This window comes from Streptomyces sp. NBC_00631 (assembly GCF_045206895.1).
Taxonomy (GTDB): Bacteria; Actinomycetota; Actinomycetes; order Streptomycetales; family Streptomycetaceae; genus Streptomyces.
Map to the genome: position 1 here is coordinate 3,327,426 of NZ_CP107734.1, position 17,727 is coordinate 3,345,152.

Genomic DNA, 17,727 nt, shown 5'->3' on the forward strand with positions numbered 1-17,727 from the left:
TGTACATCAGCGGCTGCGGGCGTTGCTCCGCCGACCAGACACACCGGGGCTTCCGGTCAGCGAGGCCGGACCGGCGGCATGGACCGGCGAGCTGGTGGCACCTGCAGTGGCATGCAGGGGATCCGAACGGCGGCGCAGACGGCGAAGCGTCAGGTGCGGGCCGCCGGGCAGGCGGTGGGGCGCGCCTGGGCGGGGCCGGGCCGGGAGCGGGACCTGGTCGTCCAGGCGGGCAAGGCCGCGCTGGCGGCGTGGCTCGCGTGGGCGCTGGCCGGCTGGTGGCTGAAGGCGCCCATGGCGTTCGTGGCGCCGTGGGTGGCGGTCGTACTGGTGGAGTCGACCGTCTACCGGTCCATCGCGCACGGGCTGCAGCAGCTCGCGGCGATCGCCACGGGCACGGTCGTGGCCACCGCGGCCGCGCTGCTGCTGCACGACACCATGCTGGCGATGGCGCTGGTCCTGCCCACGGTGGTGTTGCTGGGCAACTGGCAGCGCCTGGGCAGCCAGGGCATCTACGCGGCCACCGGTGCCCTGTTCGTCCTCACCGGCGGGGACGTCGGCATCTCCACCGCCGCGGCCCGGATCACCGAGGCCGTCTTCGGCGCCGCGGTCGGCATCGCCGTCAACGCGCTGATCCGTCCGCCGGTGTACCTGCGGGACGTCCGAGCGGCCCTGCGGGACGCCACCCGCGAGGCCCACGACATCCTCGATGCCGTGGCCGACGGGCTGGCCGACGGCCGGTGGGACGCCGACGAGGCCGGCACCTGGCACGAACGCGCCCTTCGCCTGCACCGTCTGGTCGACCAGGCCCGCTCGGCCCTCGGCCACAGCCGGGAGAGCCTGCGCGTCAACCTGCGCCGCCGCACCCGCGCCGCCGCCCCGGGCAAGGACTACGACGACGCCGTGGTGGTCCTGGACTACGCCGCCGTCCACACCGTCGGCGTCACCCGCACCGTCCTGGAGGCCTCGGCCGAGGGCCGCCGGGCCGCCCGGCCCCACCCCGCCCTCGCCCGCCGTTACGCGGCCTTCCTCCGCCAGACCGCCCAGGCGCTCCAGCTGTACAACGACAGCCGCTTCGGCCACCGGCACGACCACCGGCTGCGTCCCGCCGTCGACGACCTGCACCGCGCGCTCGACGAGCTGCGCCGCCAGCTGTCCCGCTCCCGGCCCGCCGATCCCGACGAGGTCGCCACCTTCGGCACCCTGCTGACCCAGGCCCACCGCCTGGCCGACCAGCTCGTCGCCTCGAAGCCGTGATTCATGGGTGGCGGCAGCCGTCAGATTGTTCAGGTCGTTCGCCCGGAACCGCTGCCGGGGTGGAGTCTGCCGGACTCGTCGAGGTCGTCGAGCACCGCGGGCAGGCCGACGCGCAGCATCCTGCGCCGGACGTGGCCGAGGATCTGCGCCATGAAGAACCCGCCGGTTCCCGCGAAGCCCGTGTGGTCGTAGGTGAAGCGGGTTCCCGTGGCCCGGGGCTCGATCAGGTAGGTGACCTCGGTGGTTGCGCCGCCGCCGTGGTCGGTCCACGAATAGCGCAGCAGCCGCGGCTCGTCCACCTCCAGCACGACGCAGTCGACGATGCCGCTCCAGCCCGGTTTGGGTTTCGCGACGAACCGGAACTCGGTGCCGACGGCGGTGGCGAATCCCTCCGGCCGGGCCCCGGCGCCGGTCGCGGTCCAGAGGGGGATGAGCGCCGGGTCGGTGAGGGCGCGCCAGACCTTCGTGGCGGAGTGCGGGTAGTCGTGGACGATGTGGATGGCGCTCACGGAGGCTCCCAAGGCAGTGTGGACGGCTCGCCAGCGGAACGAACTTACAGCAACTGAAAATATATAGCAGCAGTAAGAATATCGGCGCTGGATTACGCTGTCCCGCGTGAGCACGGTGGACTGGACGGGATGGCGCAGGCAGGCCGGGGAACCCGAGGCCGAGGGACTGCGGGAGCGGAAGAAGCGTCTGACGCGGCAACGCCTGTCGGACACCGCGACGGAGATGTTCCTGGAGCACGGCTTCGACGGCGTTCGCGTGGCGGAGATCGCCGAGGCGTGCGGAGTCTCGGAGAAGACGGTCTTCAACTACTTCCCCACCAAGGAATCGCTCATCCTGGACCTGGGCGAGACCACGATGACCGCCCTGCGCACCGGTCTGGCCGTCCCCGGCCGTCGTCCGGTCGACGCGGTACTGCGGGTGCTGTCCGACGAGTTGCACGGCATGACGTCCTGGATCGCGGCGCAGGACGACCCGGTCCGGGCCGCCGACACGATCAGGCGTTTCCGCGAGCTGACCCGGTCCACGCCCTCACTTCGGGCCTATCACCGCGACATGATCGACCGGCTCATCGGCGTCGCGGCCGAGGCGCTGGCCCAGCGCACCGGGATGGTCCCGGACGACCCGGAACCGCAGATCGCGGCAACGGCTCTGCTCGGCCTGTGGCCCGTCCAGTTCCGGAGCCTGGGAAAGCACCTGGCGGGCGACCGCACACCCGGGCAGGTACATCAGGCGGTGACCGCCGACGTCCGCCGCGCGGCCAAGCTCATCGAGGACGGCCTGACCTCTTTCACGGCTCTGGAGGAGCGCGGCGGGGCGGGGGCACGTCAAGGAGACGCACCCCCGGCCCTGCGGGGTCACCAGGTGTGAGCCACGTCCACCACGAGATGGTTGGCCGTCTGGAAGACCCGGAACGGCAGCCGGGCGCGGACGCCCAGTCCGGCCTGGGTGTATCCCTCGGACCCACCCGTGAACTTGAACTCGCGGAACGTCCGGTACCCGGTGACGTCGACGGCCGGAAGCGGCGGATAGGGCTGCCCGGTCGCCGGGTCGTAGCGCGGGGAGAACAGCGAGATCTCCAGAATGGCTCCGCCCTTGATCGGAACCACGATGTCGGACGGGTCCTGGTGCAGGACGTCGACATAGCGGACGCTGTAGCCGATCGGGTCGGCCGTCGTGCCCTGGGCGTCGAAGACCAGCCGGTCGTAGCACTCGTGCTGTCCGGTCCGCACGTCGGCCAGTCGCCTGGAGACAACGGAGTCACCGGTCTTGTCCAGGCTCCCCCACGTCACGGCACAGTCCACGGCCGTCGGTGCGGCCACCGCCGGCACCGTGCCGGCCAACAAGCCACCGCCCGCCAGCATCATCGCGGCCAGTGCAGTACCTATCCGTCGCATGACTACCCCCCAGCAGCTCGCGCAGGTGTGTGTCTGTTCAGACCGGTGGCCTGCCGGAAGGTTGTGCGTGGCGGAGCAGTCCATTGCGGCCCAGGGGCCCTTCCAGCACCAGCTGTCCCATGAGGTCACAGCTCTTTCCGCGTGCGCAGCCGCCCGACGCTGTTCTTCCTGCGGCGGCGGCTGTAACTCGTCGGCCGTACGGCGCCCTCCCCCTCGGTCGGTGTCGTCGACGAGCCGGGAAGGACCAGAAGTGCGGGAAATGGACCTGGCCCTTCCCGGTCGCCGCCACATGGTCGGCCCTGAGGCACCCGGTCCCGCTAGGGCCTAACAGTCCCTTTCCTGGGGGCCGGTAGGGCCGAACGGCCCTTCTTCGCGCCGGCCGGCCCGGACGCTTTGCGAACCCGTGACGAGCCCAAGAGGTTCTGCGGATGCCTCGCATCCGTATCTCCGGGTGTGCGGGATCCGAAGAACCGGATCAGGAGACACGGTGTTCGTTTCAAGGAAGGCGGCGGGAACCCTCTTCGTGGGTGGTGCGCTCAGCATCACCCTCGGCTCCCTCCTCTACCCCTCCATGCTCGGAGTTCAGACGGTCAGCGGCGCACCCGCGCGGGTGGTCGCCAAGCCGGCGACCGGGACGCTGACGGAAGCCGACCGGGATTTCGTGGTCAAGGTGCGCTCGGCCGGACTGTGGGAGTACCCCGTCGGCCAGACGGCGTCGAAGAAAGGGACGACGAAGGCCGTCCGGAGCGCCGGGGAGCAACTGGTCGACGGGGATGCCGCGTTGGACGCCGCCTGCCGCGATGTCGCCAATCAGTTGGGCATCGCGCTGCCCAACCAGCCGTCGCCGCAACAGCAGAGCTTCGAGTCCCGGCTGAACGCGGAGCGGGGCAGGCAGTTCGACACCGACCTGGCCACCACCGTGCGTGCGACGAACGGCCAGTTCCTCACCACGATCGCCAGTGTCCGCACCACCACGAGGAACTCGCTGGTCCGCGCTCTGGCCGACCAGGCCAACGACACCGTCCTGGACCACATCACCGCCGTGGAGAAGACCGGCCTGGTCGACTTCGGTCAGGTCCTCGTCCAGGAGACCACCTCGCCCAGCCTTCCGGCTCAGAGCCTGACCCCGCCGCCCGCGGTCGCGGGCCAGCCGCAGGTCGTCCTCACTCCGCCGGCGAACAGCACGGTGTCGCCGAGTCCGACGGTGGGGTGAGGGGGCACCTGATGCGGGGCCAGGCGTACGAAGGCTCCCCGGACGGCAATCCTGGTGGCGGGTGCGCATCGCAGGCGAACCCCCACCGTCGTGCTGGTGCACCGGGTGTTCCGACGGCGACATGTCTGTGGCGGGCGCCCGTTTCTGGGCGCCGCACCCTCGGGGTCGCCCATTTCGCTCCCCCGGCAGTGAGAACCGTTCCCGCTCCCCCGGCAGTGAGAAACCGGCGGGGGAACGGCGCCGGGTGTCACCTCCCGGCACCGTCCCGGGGCCGGGCGCCGCTCAAGGCACGGCCCGTCCTGGGGGCGGAGGAGGCCGGGTCCTGGGCTCCGGCCTCCGGTGTGGGGGGCTCAGGCACCCACGGTCTCGGTCCGCTCCTCGCTCGTCTCCGCCGCTTCTTCCTGACCGCGCGTGGTGTCGCGCTTGCGGCCGGGCAGGACGGCGATGACGATCACCGTGGCGACGGCCATGATGATGCCGCCGATGAGACTGGTGTGGGCGATGGCGTGGGCGAAGGACTCGTGCACCGCGCCGAGCAGGACCTGGGCCTGTTCGGCGCCGCCCTGCGGGTTCTTGCCGACCTGCTCGGCGACCGCGATGCCGCCGCCGACGGAGTCCTTGGCGGTGTCCATGGCCTCGGCCGGGAGCCGGCCGCCGATCAGGTCGGTCAGCTTGTCCTTGTACGAGGTGGCCAGCAGCGAGCCGAGGATCGCGATGCCCAGGGCGCCGCCGAGTTCCAGCGCGGTGTCGTTGGCGCCGCCGCCGACACCCAACTCGTCCTCCGGGAAGGACCCCATGATGGTGTCGGTGGCCGGGGACAGGCTCAGGCCGATCGCGAAGCCGAGCAGCAGCAGGGGCGCCAGGAAGTCGGTGTACGTCGAGCCTGACTCGATGCGCGTGAGCAGGAGGACGCCCGCCGTGCCGATCACCATGCCGCCGCCGACCACCAGCTTCACGCCCAGTTTCGGGGCGATCCGGCCGGTCACCGCGGCGCCGACGAAGACCGCACCGGCCAGCGGCAGCAGCCGTACGCCGGTCTCCAGGGCGTCGTAGCCGAGGACGAACTGCAGGAACTGGGTGGAGTAGTAGATCGAGCCGAAGGTGCCGAAGAAGAAGAACAGCACCGCGAGCATCGAGCCGCCGAAGGGCCGCTCGGCGAACCTGCGCACGTCCAGCATCGGGTTCGGGTGCCTCGACTCCCACGCCACGAAGGCCAGCAGCCCCACGCCGGCGACGACGGCCGCGGTGATCGGGCCGACGCCCCAGCCGAAGTGCGGGCCCTCGATGGTCGCGTAGACCAGGGAGCCGACCGAGACGATCGACAGCAGACCGCCGACGTAGTCGATCCGGCCCATGCCCTCCGCCTTCGACGGCGGCACCAGGAGCAGCGCACCCACGACGCCGAGGACGGCGACGGGGACGTTCATCAGGAAGGTCGAGCCCCAGGCGTGGTCCCGCAGCAGCCAGCCGGCGGCCAGCGGACCGGCGGCGATGGCGAGTCCGGAGGTGGCGGACCAGGCGGTGATCGCCTTGGCCCGCTCGGCCCTCGGGAAGATCGCGACAAGCAGCGACAGCGTGGCTGGCATGACGACGGCCGCACCGACGCCCATGATCGCGCGGGCGGCGATGACGAGGTTCGTCTCGTCGACCAGGCCGCCCATCACCGAACCGCCGATGAAGATCAGCAGGCCCAGGACGAGCGCACCACGGCGGCTGTACTTGTCGCCTGTCGCGCCCAGCACCAGCATCAGCGCGGCGTAGGGGACGGTGTAGCCGTCGATGACCCACTGGAGATCGCTGCTGCTCAGCCCCAGGTCCCTGGTCATGTCGGGGGCGGCCACGATCAGCGACGTGTTCGCCATGACGACGATCAGCAGGCTCAGGCAGAGCACCAGCAGGGCCCACCAGCGGCGCGGATACGGCTCGGTCGTCGTCTCGACGGGTGTCTTCGCAAAGAGCGGCATCGTCAGGCTCCTCGGCAGGAGGTGAAGCGGAGGCTTCGGGGTGCGGGATGGGAGCGGTGCGGCCGCGGACAGGGGTGGCACGGCACCGGGGCAGTTAATTGCCCGATGATGTGCAGACTATTTTATTGCCCGCCTATGTGCAACTATCGATTCGCCCTCCCCGTCAACCAGAGGTCCGACATGATCACCACCCCCGTCACAGCCGCCCCGGAACGCGGCCGAACCCTGCTCACACGGGCCCGCATCCTCGAAGCGGCCCGGCAGCAACTCGGCCGTGACCCCGACAGCAGCCTCGGCGACATCGCCGAGGCGGCAGGCGTGGTGCGTCGTACGGTCTACGGCCACTTCAACGGCCGGGCCGCCCTCGTGGAGGGGCTGGTGCAGGAGGCCGCGCAGGCGTTGCGGCAGGCGCTCGCCGTCCCGCAGGTGCCGGTGGCGGATGCCGTCACGGAGTTGGCGCGCTTCGTCCTCGCCGTGTGGCCCATCGGTGACCGCTACCGCATCCTGCTCCGCCTCGCCCCCCAGGACCTCGGGCCCGAACGGGTCGCCGAGGTCCTCGCCCCCGCGCGCGACATGGCGGAAGCGGTCATCTCCCGGGGCCGGCGGCAGGGCGTTTTCCAGACCGGCATTCCGCCGGCCGTGCTGACCCGGGCGCTGGAGGGGCACCTGCTGGGGCTTGTGGACTGCGTGAACAGCGGGGTCTGGGGCGACGACGGCACCGGCACCGCGACCGCCGCCCTGATCGCGATGGGCGTGGACGGCGACAGCGCCGCGAGGTGTGTCCACGGTCTCGCCCGGCCCGAGAGCGACGACGCCGCGTAGACGCACTTCCCCGGGCACCACTCGAAGAGGAGAGACATGTACCAGCCCCGGTACGACGCGGAGTACGTCGATGAGCCCTACTACGGCGACGGCTCCGTGTACGTGAGCGCCCCGACCCGGACGAGGCGGCGCCTGATCGTCGCCGCCGCCTCCCTGGCGGCCTTGCTGGTCGGCGGAGTCACGGTCGACCGGATCGCCGCAGCGCGCGCGGAGAGCCGTACGGCCAAGGCCTTCCAGGACGGCATGGGAACCACCGAGCGGCCCTCCGTGCACGTCAGCGGGTTCCCCGTGGTGACCCAACTCGCCGCGGGCCGCCTGGACCACGTCGACCTCACCGCCCACGACATACCCGCGAACGGCACGACCCGGCCCCTGCCGGTGACCAGACTGACGGTCGGGATGGACGGACTGGAGACCTCGGGGAGCGCCGACGAGGCCCACGCCCGCAAGGCCGAGGCGACCGCCTACCTGTCGTACGCGGACGTGTCGAACGCGCTCGGCGTGGAGGTGTCGCGGGGTGACCGGGCGGACCGGATCAACGCGACAGCCACTCTTCCGGTGGTCGGCGACATGACGCGTCGGGCTGTACGCCGGGGAGAGTCATCGCATCCCTACGGCCTGGACAAACACGCCAGGCCGCTCTGAGCCGTTGCCGAGACGTGGTCCGACTCCTGCCCTCCCCCAACCGCGACGTCTCACTGACCGTCCTACGGCGACGCTGCACAGCGAGCAAGGGCCGATCCTGGATCATCGACGGGCACGACTTCCTTGCCCACTGGCTCGACGACCCCGGCACCGAACAGGTCGTGACACGGACGATCTACACCCGTGACGAGAAACCCGCCCAGAGCACAGCACGACTGCTCGGAAGCAGCTGATCAGCGAAGGACGAACACCTCGGAGCCAGAGGTATTGACGATGACTCACCGCCCCCCGCGGGCGTGAGTCCTTTCAGACCGTGATCGCCAGCTTGCCCTGCACGCCGCCGGCAGCCAGCACCTCGTGCGCCTGCGGCAACTTCTCCAGCGGGAACACCTGCTGCAAGTGCACCCGAAGCCTCCCCGCCTCGACCAGCTCGGTCAGCGCTTCCAGGCCGGCCGGGTCCGGTTCCACGCCGACCGCCGCGAAGCGTACGCCGGACTGCTCCGCCAGCTTGGGCAGGGTGGTGCTGAGCCGCTCCACCGCCGTCACCAGCACACCGCCCCGCCGCAGCACGCCCAAGGAACGCTCGGCGTTCCCACCGCCCAGGGTCTCCAACACCACGTCCACCGGCGCGTCCTGGAGCACCTCGGTGTAGTCCTGGGTCCGGTAGTCGACCAGCTGGTCCGCGCCCAACCCGCGCAGGAAGTCGTGCTTGGACGCGCTCGCCGTGCCGATCACCTCTGCGCCGAGGTGCTCGGCCAGCTGCACCGCGACGTGACCGAGCCCGCCGCCCGCACCGTGGATCAGCACCCGTTGCCCCGGCCGCAGCTGCGCGATCTCCACCAGCGCATGCCAGGCGGTCAGTCCGACCAGCGGCAGTGCCGCGGCCTCCTCGTGGCTGATCCCTGTCGGCTTGCGAGCCAACTGCCGTGCGGGGGCGACCAGGTACTCGGCGTTCGCCCCGGCCGCGGCCGGGAAGTACGGCATCCCGTAGACCTCGTCGCCGACCTTGAACCGGTGCACACCCGGATCGACCTGCTCCACCACCCCGGAGACGTCCCAGCCAAGGACGAAAGGCGGCTCGCCCAGCAACGGGAAGGCGCCGGAGCGGACGAACAGTTCCACGGGGTTGACGCTGGTCGCTCTGACTCGGACCAGCACCTGCGTCGGTCCAGGTGCCGGCTTGGGCGCGTCGTCGACGAGCTCCAGCACCTCGGGGCCGCCGAAGGTCTTCTGAGTGATCGCACGCATCGTCATGCACTCCTGTTGGGAAAGCCGTTCGGGATGTCCCTATCCTTCGGCAGGGCGGTACCCGTTGAACAGAAGGCACTTCAAAGGTATATAGGTACCTCATGGGTACTACTGACAACCTGCGCTTCTACGGCGGCGCGGATGCCTATCTGGCTGCCTGCCCCTCCCGCCAGATCCTGGACGTACTCGCCAACAAGTGGACCATGCTGGTCATGGGCGCACTGTCCCGCGGCCCGATGCGCTTTGGCGAGCTGCGGCGCCGTCTGGACGGCATCACTCAGAAGATGCTCACCCAGACCCTGCGTACCCTGGAGCGGGACGGCCTCGTCGCCCGCACGGTCTACCCGACCATTCCGCCGAAGGTCGAATACGCGGCCACCGAACTGGGCGGGAGCGTCACCGCGCTGATGCAGGCGATCCGCACATGGTCGGAGGAGAACATCAACGCCGTCCTGGATGCCCGCGACGCTTACGAAGCGCGAGCCGCCCAGGAGGTACAACCAGTCACGGCCTGACCGCCTCGCGCCACCGGTGGTCCCGCGTCGCAGCTCAGCTCATCTCAGAACACCCAAGTCCAGCGATCCACAACTCTTGACAATTACTCTCGAATCACGACCTCCCCATTCAGGTGTGGCCGTTGGCTCGCAGAGCGCCCACCGCCCCCTGAATGCTTCGCACCGCCGACGTCACGCGGCCCGCATTGACTTTCAGGCACACGGCGACTTGACCGTCACACCATGATGTGCACCATGAACAGCTGTGCATAATCGCTGGCTACGCCGGAAAGTACGGGACGTGACCCGCCACAAGCAACCGCGGCACACAGCCACACGAGGACACACGTCACACTGCGTCACCGCCGGCGAAAGGCCGTGGAACAAGCCGGGCTTCCAGGCAGAACCCGCTTCCACGACCTCAAGCACTTTTACACCACCTCGCTCGGCGGCTCTGGCAAGCACGATCCAAAGACCGTACAAGCGCTCTCCCGGCACGCCAAATTCTCCGAGACCTGGGACACCTACGCCCACCCACCAATTGCCGTCGAGGAGGTCACGGTCACAGTATTCGGAACCACGTTCTCACACGTAGACATGCCGACGGGCCCACCGCAGAATGGGGCAACCATTGTTGCCCGCGTACCTGATTCCGGCAGAAGGCCGTTCTGAGGCGGAGACTAACCCTGGTAGCCGTCGTAAGAGTCCGCGACCTCGTACACATCCGGGACCGCCCTATCGTCTCCGTTTCCGCGTAATAGCGGGTCTTCGAAGTTGAGCGGTGCGCTGGCTCGGTCTGCTGATCGGGCGTCACTATTTGTGTTGGGCCGGCAAGATGCCCGGGGTGCTGCGTGATCATTTCTGTTCTCTACGCAGAACGATCACGCAGGAGCCATGAGCTTGCTTGATTGATGGGGCCCACCGGCCTTCTGCCTCAAGGCGGCGGTGAGGGGAACCGTCAGGGTTCCCCGGCATGTGCCTCGTCGGCAAGAAGGCCCAGCAGGATGATGTCGAGCGCCCCGGCGAGGCGCTCGTGCAGGTCGAAGGGGGCCGGTTCCTCGCGGATCCAGCGCAGGATCGTCGAGAAGTAGCAGGCGGCCAGCAGTTGGCCGGCCTGGTCGCAGTCGACGCCCGCCCTGATCTCCCCGCGTTGCCGCCCTTGCTCGACGATCCTGGCGAGTTCGACTTCCAGGGACGGATCCTGCAGGAGGTACCCGTGCCGCGCTGAGGCGTCCATCAGGACGGTGGTCTCCGCGCGGGAGGCAACGTTGAGGTCGCCCATCTCCTTCAGGTAGCGGCGCAGCCGGTCGCCGACCGGCAGGTCCTCGGCGTGCTCCGCGCCGAGGATCTCAGCGACGCGGGCGCGGCGGCGGACTCCCCATTCCTCGAGGAAGCCGACCTTCTGCGTGAAGTGGTTGAAGACGGTGGCCCGGGCGACATCGGCGGCCGCGGCGATCTGCTCCATGGTGGTCGCCTCGTATCCCTGGGCGACGAAGAGACCGACCGCCGTCTCATACAGCTGGTCGTGCAGCTTCCGACGCCTGCGCTCCTGGCGTCCGACGGCCGCGCCGCCCTCGGAGGCGGCTGCCGCGTCCCGGATCTTCATGGCCCTCAGTACAGCACAAGGCCGCACAGCTCTTGACCCCACCCCGGGACCGCTCTAGATTCCTCGCCACTGCTGGACCCGAGTCCAGCAGTGGATGAAAGTCTCGCGCTGTTGGTCGCGGGACGCTGACAAGGAGGCAACGTGGCTTCCGTGACATCCCGGACGGGCCTTGTCGAGCTCGGACACGGCTGTTACGCCTGGATCGCGGGCGATGCCGGATGGGGCATGAGCAACGCCGGGCTGATCACCGGCCGGGGCGCGTCACTGCTCGTCGACACCCTCTACGACCTGCGGCTGACCAAGGCCATGCTCGACGCGCTGGCACCGCTCACCGCTCCCGCACCGATCTCCACCGTGGTCAACACCCACGGCAACGGCGACCACTGGTTCGGCAACCAGCTCGTGTCCCACGCCGAGATCATCGCGGCCCGCGGGTCCGTGGCGGACATGCGGCAGGTGGGCCCGGCCGAAATGCGCGCACTGACCGGCATGGACAGCCCGGCCGGACACTTCGCCCGCCGGATCTTCGGCCGCTTCGACCACACCGACATCGAACCCGTCCTCCCGCACCGGGTCTTCGACGGCGAGACCGTCCTCGACATCGGCGGGACCGAGGTCCGCCTCATCGACGTGGGGCCCGCGCACAGCGCCGGCGACACGATCGTCCACGTGCCGCAGGCCCGGACCGTCTACACCGGCGACATCGTCTTCGCCGGAGCAGCGCCGGTCGTCTGGCACGGTCCCTTCGCCCGCTGGCTCGCTGCCTGCGACCTGCTGCTGGGCCTCGACGCCGACATCGTCGTACCCGGCCACGGCCCCGTCACCACCAAGCAGGCCGTCCGCGAGATCCGCGACTACCTCGCATACGTCCACGAGCAGGCCACCGCCCGCTTCACCGCCGGCATGCCCGCCATGGACGCGGCACGCGACATCCGCCTGGGCCGCTTCGCCGACCTGGACGAGAGCGAACGCCTGGCCGTCAACGTGCACACCGTCTACCGGGAGCTCGACCCCTCACTGCCTCCGCTCGACGGCCCCGGACTGTTCGGCTGCATGGCCGAACTGCTGTACGGCTCCTGAACCCATCCGCACGTCCCTCGCCCTTGGGAGAAGACATGGTCTCCATCGCACCACCCTTGGCGCACGCCGGGCCGACCACCACCTCGCGACGGCGCCTCGGCACGCTGATCGCCGCCTGCCTGGCAGTTTGCGTCGCCCAGATCGGACTGGTGCTGCCCGCCGCGATCAACGGGGAGATTCAGCAGACCCTCCACACCAGCGGCTCCCAGCTCACCTGGATCAGCGCCGCCTTCCTGGTGCCCACCGCCATTCTGGAACTGACCTTCGGCGTCCTCGGTGACCTCTTCGGCCGTAAGCGGCTGATGGTGGCCGGCGCCGTGATCGGTGCCCTCGGCTATCTCATCGCGGCCACCGCCGATTCGGCGGGCCAGCTGATCGCGGGCCAGGCCATCTCCGGCATCGGGGCCGCCGCACTGTTCCCCTCCTCGCTCGCCCTGGTGGTCACGGCCACGCCGGATCCGGAGTCCCGGGCCCGGGGCCTGGCCTCCTGGACCACGGCGCTGTCGCTGGGCGCGTTCATCGCGCCGCTGCTGTCCGGCGCGATCGTGGAATACACCGCCTTCCAGTGGGCCTTCGCCGCCGTCGGGATACTGGCCGTCGCCTCGGCCGCGGTGAGCCTGCTGCTCGCCGGAGAATCCAGCGCGCCGCAGGGACGGTCACTGGACTGGCCAGGGCAACTCACCATCGCCGGAGCGCTGCTGGCCCTGCTGTACGGGATCATCCAGGGGCCTACGGCAGGCTGGGGCTCGGAGTCAATCGTCGGGGCGTTCGCGATGGCGGCCGCGCTGATGGTGGCGTTCGTCGCGGTGGAGAACCGGTCGGCGTCGCCGATGCTGCGGCTGGAGCTGTTCCGTAACCCCGCGTTCACCGCCGCAGCGGTCGTCGCCGTGATCGGGATGTTCGGCTTCCTCGGCGGTGCGTACGACCTGAGCATCCGGGTCGGCGCCATTCAGCACCAGAGTCCGCTGCAGGCGGCCGTTCCTTTTCTGATCATCCAGGGAATCACCCCCTTCGTCTGGCCGCTGCTGGTCAGGCTGCTGCGCAGGGTCAGCCCCGGATTGATGCTGGTGGCAGGCTTCCTCAGCGTGGGGGCCGGGCAGCTGTGGCTGAGCGGCGTCCCGATCAGCGACACGGCGCTCACGTCGATCCTCGGGCCGCTGCTCCTGAACGGCACCGGCTTCGGTCTGATCGTCTCCGCACTCACAGCCGCAGCGGTCAACATCGTGCCGAGCGAGCTCACCGGCATGGCCAGCGCCGCCACCAATCTCGTCCGCGACTTCGGCCAGACTCTCGGCCCGGCCATCATCGGCGCCGTCTCCCTGAGCATCGCCGCCACCGACCTCGCCGGAAAGCTGGGCTCGGCCGGCCTCACCGCGCAGGAGGGCCACATCGTCGACGCCGTCTTCGCCCAAGGCGGACCGCTGGCTGTGCTGTCAGCCCCGCTCGGGCCGGCGAGCGCCAAGGTCGCCCCGCTGGCACAGCAGGCCCTCGCCCACGGCTACGACACGGGCCTGATCGTCACCTCCGTCGCCTGCCTTGCCGCCGCAGTCATCTCCGGCATCTTCCTCACCCGCAAGCCCCAGACCGTAGAGACCTCGGCACCCGCCGCCCACTGACCCACCCGCCCGCAACGGAGGGCAGATCATGCGACTGGCCACATTCGACCACTACGGAAAACGGCTGTCGGGAGCCGTCGTCGGCGACACCGTCCACGCCTTCCCCGAGGGCACGGACCTGCTGGATCTGATCAGGCGCGGCTCCCAGGCCCTCTGGGACTGCGCGGCCGCGACCCCCGCCGGAGGGGTGTACGCCCTGAGCGACGTCACGCTGCTGGCGCCCTTCCTGCCGCCGACGGTCCGGGACTTCATGACCTTCGAAGGCCACGTCGAAGGCATCGCCCGGGGCTTCGGCGACTCCGTGCCCGAAGAGTGGTACGCCGAGCCGGTGTTCTACTTCACCAACCCCTACTCCGTGATCGGCACCGGCGCCGACGTACCCGTTCCACCCGGATGCGAGCTGTTCGACTTCGAAGTCGAGGTCGCGGCCGTCATCGGACGCGGGGGCAGTGACCTCACACCGGAACAGGCACGAGAGCACATCATCGGCTACACCCTGCTCAACGACTGGAGCGCCCGCGATCTCCAGGGGCGGGAGATGCGGGTCAAGCTGGGGCCGTCCAAGGGCAAGGACAGTTCCACCACGCTCGGGCCCTGGCTGGTCACTCCGGACGATCTTGAGGCCTACCGCACCCCTGAAGGGTTCCTGGACCTGGAGCTCGTCGTCGAGGTCAACGGCACCAAGGTCGGCGGTGACACGCTCGCCAACATGGCCTGGACGTTCGAGGAGATGACCGCCCATGCCTCCCGCGGCACCACCGTCCGCCCCGGCGACGTCCTCGGCTCCGGCACGTGCGGGGGCGGCGGCTGTCTCGCCGAACTCTGGGGCCGTTCCGGACGCCACGACCCTCCGCCGCTGCGCCCCGGCGACACCGTCACCATCACCGCCACGGGACTAGGTGCCATCACCAACACGGTTGTACAGGGGCGCTCGCCCGTCCCTGTACGGCCGGCCCGACGCAGACCCTGACTCTCCCCGTTCCCCGCCCACAGAAGGACTCGACAATGCGCCTCTACGGCTCAGCCGCGAACCGGCTCACCAGGCTCAACGATCTGCCGCTGCTCGTCCTGCGGACGACGATCGGCTGGCTGATGATCCTCCATGGCCTCTACAAGATCAACATTCTGGGTCTCGACAACTTCGAGAACTACCTTTTGCGGCCCGCCGGGCTGCCTCTCACCTCGGTACTGCGCTGGCTCGTGCCATCCATGGAGCTCGCCTGCGGCGGACTGCTCGTGCTGGGCCTCCTGGCCCGCGTCGCCGCGGCGCTCCTCAGCCTCGAAATGCTGGGCACGGGGGTTCTGGTCAAACTCAACACCCTCCACCTGGGTGTCCTCGGACCAAAGGGCTCAGGGGGAGCTGAGATCGACTTCCTCATGCTCGCCGCGCTGCTGGCACTGCTCACGCTCGGACCGGGCGCCCTGTCGCTCGACTCCCTGTTGGGGCTCGACCGCAGGCACACAGCGGCGCAGTCGACACCGCCGCAGCAGCCCGCGCTGCCGGGGGCAGTCAGCGTCTGACCCGAGAGCCATTGTCGGACTACAGTCCAGAAGGAAACTGATCGCCGGGCATGAAGGCGGCACTCCGGGCCCGCCGCCGACGCGCCGCCCCCCGGAGGAGGACATCATCCCGCCCGCCAACCGCCGCGAACGCAAGTGGCGTCGGGTTCATGACGAGTTGTACACAGCCGCGATCGGACTCTTCGTCGCTCATGGCTATGAGCCGACCACCATGGACCAGATCGCCGAACGCGCCGATGTCGCCCGGGCCACTGTCTTCAACCACTTCTCCCAGAAGGTCGGCTTCCTGGAGGAGTGGGGCGCTCGCCGCCGGGCCCGCGTGTCGGAGATCCTCGGCCAGGAACACTCCGAGGATCTGCCGGTTGCCGATCGACTGCGGCGCTACCTGCGGGAGATGGCCGAACTGAACATCGCGTTGCGCGCGGAGACTGCCGTTCTCATGGAAGCCTCCGCCCGCTTCGGCCGCCTTCTTCAGGACCCCTCCCTGGAAACGGAGTTGACTCGCATCATCGATGACGGCGTGCGCCACGATGAGGTGAGGCCCGAGGTGGACCCGCACCACGCTGGAGCGCTCCTGGCAGCGGGATACTTCTCCGGCATCATCCGGTGGATCGGCGCGGAACCAGAGCCGTTCGACCTGCCCGAGCGGCTCGACCGCACACTCGACATCGTCCTCAGCGGGATCCTCAAAGCACAGCCATGACCTGGGCGGCGTACGGGACGAAGCCGAGCCCACTCGGCCGAACCGCTCGGGCCACGGGAGACCAGAGCCTGTACACCACCATCCCGCCACAACTGCTGCCACCGGTGAGCCGACTTCCGGCTCACCCGCAATAGCCGCGCGACATCCGACGGCTTGACCTTCCGCTCGAACATCTCGGCCGCCTGCATCCGCACGGTCTTCCGGCGCCGGCGTCCCGCGGCACTCAGCCCGCCCCCATCCGCATATCTCACACAGCACGAGATACGGCCACCGCCCCAGACTCATCAGGGACTTCGCCGAAGTTCACCCTGACGAGCCGAAGTCGGTAACCACCGTGCGATGAGCTCTGGCACCACCCCGGTGCCGGACACTGCGTCCGGCACCGGAGAAAGGCATGAACAACGTGGACAAAGTCATGGCCTCGGCCGCCGAGGCGGTCGCCGACATACCGCAAGGGGCGTCGCTGGCGGTGGGCGGCTTCGGTCTGTGCGGCATACCCACCGTGCTCATCGACGCCCTTGACGCCCAGGGCGCCGGCGGACTGCGCGTCGTCTCCAACAACTGCGGCGTGGACGGCCAGGGCCTCGGCGTCCTGCTGGCGGCCGGCCGGATCGCCCGGGTGACCGGCTCCTACATCGGCGAGAACAAGGAGTTCGCCCGCCAGTACCTCGCCGGTGAACTGGAGGTGGAACTCACCCCGCAGGGCACCCTCGCCGAACGGCTGCGCTCCGGCGGCACCGGCATCCCCGAGGTGAGGCAGCTTGCCGTCACCGTCGATCGTTGGTGGCCGGAGATCGAAGCGTTCATCGACACCGGGCACAGCAATGCCAAGAGCGAAGGCATCAACCGCGTCATCAAGCTCGTCGCTCGCAACGCCTTCGGTTTTCGCAACGCCGACGACCAGCGACTACGGACACAGTGCGTCACCACACGCCGGGCCCGCGGACACCTCCGCACCGCTCAACTTTGAAGACCCCCATTCCGAGCTGGTCTGGCATCCCACGAAGAAGATCGTCTACATGCAGGACCCGCCGGACCGATCCAGCCGGAAGATCAAAGGCCGCTACCGTGGCAGCCGCGGGCGCACCTTCTTCACCCGGGTCTGCCGCACGATCGGGTGACATCTCTTCACCCGGACCTGCATCAGCCCCGGTTGGGCGCGAGTGCGTACTGCGGGAACATCAACGCCTCCAACCACAGCATCACTACGGCGATCCGGCCCAGCGGAAAGCGGCGCGTGGCCCTGTCCGAGACCAGCGCCCCCGCCATGGCACCGACCGCCGCGCCGCTGAAGATGACGCCGATCCGCAGCGGTGAGGCGCCCACTTGCCGGGCGAGGGTGATGATCAACAAGTAGCCGGCGCCGTAACGCACCTTGTCCGCGGCCGAGACCAGAGTGAGGAAGCGGATGACTGGCTGGCGCCAGAGCCAGCCGAGCCCCTCTCGGATCTCGGTGGTGAGGCGGGACGTCGTCCGCACGTCCTGCCGGTCCACTTGGAATCGAGCACGCATCAGACGCAGCGACGCCGCGGACACGGCAAAGGAAACCGCGTTGACGGCGAATGGCACGGCTCGGCCAACGGCATGGAGCGCACCGGCGAGTGAGGCCCCGAAGATGCCCACCGCGCTAGCGGCGGAGTGCGAGTAGCCAAGCGCA

Annotated in this window: 19 protein-coding genes and 2 pseudogenes; 14 read left to right on the top strand and 7 right to left on the bottom strand. The window is 69.5% G+C overall.

All coding sequences use genetic code 11. The features are described 5' to 3' along the window. Positions 1 to 111: 111 nt before the first annotated feature. On the top strand, positions 112 to 1,254 hold the full coding sequence (locus tag OHB00_RS15275) for an FUSC family protein (RefSeq protein ID WP_406435191.1): 1,143 nt from the start codon (positions 112 to 114) through the stop codon (positions 1,252 to 1,254). A 29-nt stretch (positions 1,255 to 1,283) separates the two neighbouring features. Here OHB00_RS15275 and OHB00_RS15280 read toward each other — a convergent pair whose 3' ends face one another. Further along, on the bottom strand, positions 1,284 to 1,763 hold the full coding sequence (locus tag OHB00_RS15280; RefSeq protein WP_406435193.1) for an SRPBCC domain-containing protein: 480 nt from the start codon (positions 1,761 to 1,763) through the stop codon (positions 1,284 to 1,286). A gap of 106 nt (positions 1,764 to 1,869) precedes the next feature. On the opposite strand from OHB00_RS15280, the gene OHB00_RS15285 reads away from it, so the two are divergent. After that, entirely contained in the window at positions 1,870 to 2,631 is a 762-nt protein-coding gene (locus OHB00_RS15285) for a TetR family transcriptional regulator (RefSeq protein WP_406435195.1), read from the top strand. On the opposite strand, the gene OHB00_RS15290 is transcribed toward OHB00_RS15285, so the two are convergent. Then, positions 2,619 to 3,158 (bottom strand): hypothetical protein, encoded by a 540-nt coding sequence (locus OHB00_RS15290; RefSeq protein WP_406435197.1) that lies wholly within the window; start codon positions 3,156 to 3,158, stop codon positions 2,619 to 2,621. The two genes, OHB00_RS15285 and OHB00_RS15290, sit on opposite strands and share 13 nt — an antisense overlap. Before the next feature lie 523 nt (positions 3,159 to 3,681). Between OHB00_RS15290 and OHB00_RS15295 the strand changes: the two genes are divergently transcribed. After that, positions 3,682 to 4,371 carry a DUF4142 domain-containing protein gene (locus tag OHB00_RS15295; RefSeq protein ID WP_406445796.1) on the top strand — a complete coding sequence of 230 codons (690 nt, stop codon included), beginning with the start codon at positions 3,682 to 3,684 and terminating at the stop codon, positions 4,369 to 4,371. Between the two features lie 350 nt (positions 4,372 to 4,721). Here the strand turns inward: OHB00_RS15295 and OHB00_RS15300 are convergent, their stop codons facing one another. Beyond that, complete coding sequence (locus tag OHB00_RS15300; protein ID WP_406435199.1) at positions 4,722 to 6,335, bottom strand: MFS transporter; 1,614 nt, start codon at positions 6,333 to 6,335, stop codon at positions 4,722 to 4,724. A gap of 135 nt (positions 6,336 to 6,470) precedes the next feature. Between OHB00_RS15300 and OHB00_RS15305 the strand changes: the two genes are divergently transcribed. Genes OHB00_RS15305 through OHB00_RS15315 form a run of 3 tightly spaced genes read left to right on the top strand, consistent with a single transcriptional unit; the run spans position 6,471 to position 8,035 of the window. After that, positions 6,471 to 7,157, top strand: coding sequence for a TetR/AcrR family transcriptional regulator (locus OHB00_RS15305; RefSeq protein WP_406435201.1), 687 nt, complete (start codon positions 6,471 to 6,473; stop codon positions 7,155 to 7,157). Between the two features lie 36 nt (positions 7,158 to 7,193). Then, entirely contained in the window at positions 7,194 to 7,802 is a 609-nt protein-coding gene (locus OHB00_RS15310; RefSeq protein WP_406435203.1) for a DUF2993 domain-containing protein, read from the top strand. A 14-nt stretch (positions 7,803 to 7,816) separates the two neighbouring features. Continuing rightward, positions 7,817 to 8,035, top strand: coding sequence for a hypothetical protein (locus OHB00_RS15315; RefSeq protein WP_406435205.1), 219 nt, complete (start codon positions 7,817 to 7,819; stop codon positions 8,033 to 8,035). Positions 8,036 to 8,108: 73 nt separating this feature from the next. On the opposite strand, the gene OHB00_RS15320 is transcribed toward OHB00_RS15315, so the two are convergent. Next, the gene (locus tag OHB00_RS15320; protein WP_406435207.1) at positions 8,109 to 9,050 is read right to left on the bottom strand and encodes an NADP-dependent oxidoreductase; all 942 of its coding nucleotides are present in this window, start codon (positions 9,048 to 9,050) and stop codon (positions 8,109 to 8,111) included. A gap of 101 nt (positions 9,051 to 9,151) precedes the next feature. Here OHB00_RS15320 and OHB00_RS15325 point away from each other — a divergent pair, with 101 nt between their 5' ends. Next, the gene (locus OHB00_RS15325; RefSeq protein WP_406435209.1) at positions 9,152 to 9,565 is read left to right on the top strand and encodes a winged helix-turn-helix transcriptional regulator; all 414 of its coding nucleotides are present in this window, start codon (positions 9,152 to 9,154) and stop codon (positions 9,563 to 9,565) included. A gap of 937 nt (positions 9,566 to 10,502) precedes the next feature. Here OHB00_RS15325 and OHB00_RS15330 read toward each other — a convergent pair. Continuing rightward, complete coding sequence (locus OHB00_RS15330; protein ID WP_406435211.1) at positions 10,503 to 11,150, bottom strand: TetR/AcrR family transcriptional regulator; 648 nt, start codon at positions 11,148 to 11,150, stop codon at positions 10,503 to 10,505. Positions 11,151 to 11,291: 141 nt separating this feature from the next. Between OHB00_RS15330 and OHB00_RS15335 the strand changes: the two genes are divergently transcribed. From OHB00_RS15335 to OHB00_RS15355, 5 genes are all read left to right on the top strand, one after another. Further along, complete coding sequence (locus OHB00_RS15335; RefSeq protein WP_406435213.1) at positions 11,292 to 12,230, top strand: MBL fold metallo-hydrolase; 939 nt, start codon at positions 11,292 to 11,294, stop codon at positions 12,228 to 12,230. Positions 12,231 to 12,265: 35 nt separating this feature from the next. Further along, the gene (locus OHB00_RS15340) at positions 12,266 to 13,846 is read left to right on the top strand and encodes an MFS transporter (protein WP_406435215.1); all 1,581 of its coding nucleotides are present in this window, start codon (positions 12,266 to 12,268) and stop codon (positions 13,844 to 13,846) included. A gap of 28 nt (positions 13,847 to 13,874) precedes the next feature. Further along, a complete protein-coding gene (locus OHB00_RS15345; protein ID WP_406435217.1) occupies positions 13,875 to 14,816 on the top strand; it encodes a fumarylacetoacetate hydrolase family protein in 942 nt (313 codons plus the stop codon). Positions 14,817 to 14,851: 35 nt separating this feature from the next. Continuing rightward, complete coding sequence (locus OHB00_RS15350) at positions 14,852 to 15,367, top strand: DoxX family membrane protein (RefSeq protein ID WP_406435219.1); 516 nt, start codon at positions 14,852 to 14,854, stop codon at positions 15,365 to 15,367. 157 nt (positions 15,368 to 15,524) lie between these two features. Continuing rightward, positions 15,525 to 16,070: a TetR/AcrR family transcriptional regulator gene (locus OHB00_RS15355; RefSeq protein ID WP_406435221.1), complete on the top strand. Its 546-nt coding sequence runs from the start codon at positions 15,525 to 15,527 to the stop codon at positions 16,068 to 16,070. Between the two features lie 26 nt (positions 16,071 to 16,096). Here OHB00_RS15355 and OHB00_RS15360 read toward each other — a convergent pair. Continuing rightward, positions 16,097 to 16,321 (bottom strand): annotated as a pseudogene (locus OHB00_RS15360) (helix-turn-helix domain-containing protein); the annotation flags it as partial. A gap of 152 nt (positions 16,322 to 16,473) precedes the next feature. On the opposite strand from OHB00_RS15360, the pseudogene OHB00_RS15365 reads away from it, so the two are divergent. Continuing rightward, positions 16,474 to 16,818 (top strand): annotated as a pseudogene (locus OHB00_RS15365) (CoA transferase subunit A); the annotation flags it as partial. Further along, positions 16,813 to 17,040 carry a transposase gene (locus OHB00_RS15370; protein WP_406445797.1) on the top strand — a complete coding sequence of 76 codons (228 nt, stop codon included), beginning with the start codon at positions 16,813 to 16,815 and terminating at the stop codon, positions 17,038 to 17,040. The pseudogene OHB00_RS15365 and the gene OHB00_RS15370, both read left to right, overlap by 6 nt. 173 nt (positions 17,041 to 17,213) lie before the next feature. On the opposite strand, the gene OHB00_RS15375 is transcribed toward OHB00_RS15370, so the two are convergent. Further along, complete coding sequence (locus tag OHB00_RS15375) at positions 17,214 to 17,639, bottom strand: hypothetical protein (protein ID WP_406435223.1); 426 nt, start codon at positions 17,637 to 17,639, stop codon at positions 17,214 to 17,216. Positions 17,640 to 17,727: the final 88 nt, after the last annotated feature.

Coding starts and splice junctions, on each gene's coding strand:
- OHB00_RS15275 (WP_406435191.1), top strand. CDS start 112: ATGCAGGGGATCCGAACGGCGGCGCAGACGGCGAAGCGTCAGGTGCGG.
- OHB00_RS15290 (WP_406435197.1), bottom strand. CDS start 3,158: ATGCGACGGATAGGTACTGCACTGGCCGCGATGATGCTGGCGGGCGGT.
- OHB00_RS15300 (WP_406435199.1), bottom strand. CDS start 6,335: ATGCCGCTCTTTGCGAAGACACCCGTCGAGACGACGACCGAGCCGTAT.
- OHB00_RS15305 (WP_406435201.1), top strand. CDS start 6,471: ATGTGCAACTATCGATTCGCCCTCCCCGTCAACCAGAGGTCCGACATG.
- OHB00_RS15310 (WP_406435203.1), top strand. CDS start 7,194: ATGTACCAGCCCCGGTACGACGCGGAGTACGTCGATGAGCCCTACTAC.
- OHB00_RS15320 (WP_406435207.1), bottom strand. CDS start 9,050: ATGCGTGCGATCACTCAGAAGACCTTCGGCGGCCCCGAGGTGCTGGAG.
- OHB00_RS15325 (WP_406435209.1), top strand. CDS start 9,152: ATGGGTACTACTGACAACCTGCGCTTCTACGGCGGCGCGGATGCCTAT.
- OHB00_RS15330 (WP_406435211.1), bottom strand. CDS start 11,150: ATGAAGATCCGGGACGCGGCAGCCGCCTCCGAGGGCGGCGCGGCCGTC.
- OHB00_RS15340 (WP_406435215.1), top strand. CDS start 12,266: ATGGTCTCCATCGCACCACCCTTGGCGCACGCCGGGCCGACCACCACC.
- OHB00_RS15345 (WP_406435217.1), top strand. CDS start 13,875: ATGCGACTGGCCACATTCGACCACTACGGAAAACGGCTGTCGGGAGCC.
- OHB00_RS15350 (WP_406435219.1), top strand. CDS start 14,852: ATGCGCCTCTACGGCTCAGCCGCGAACCGGCTCACCAGGCTCAACGAT.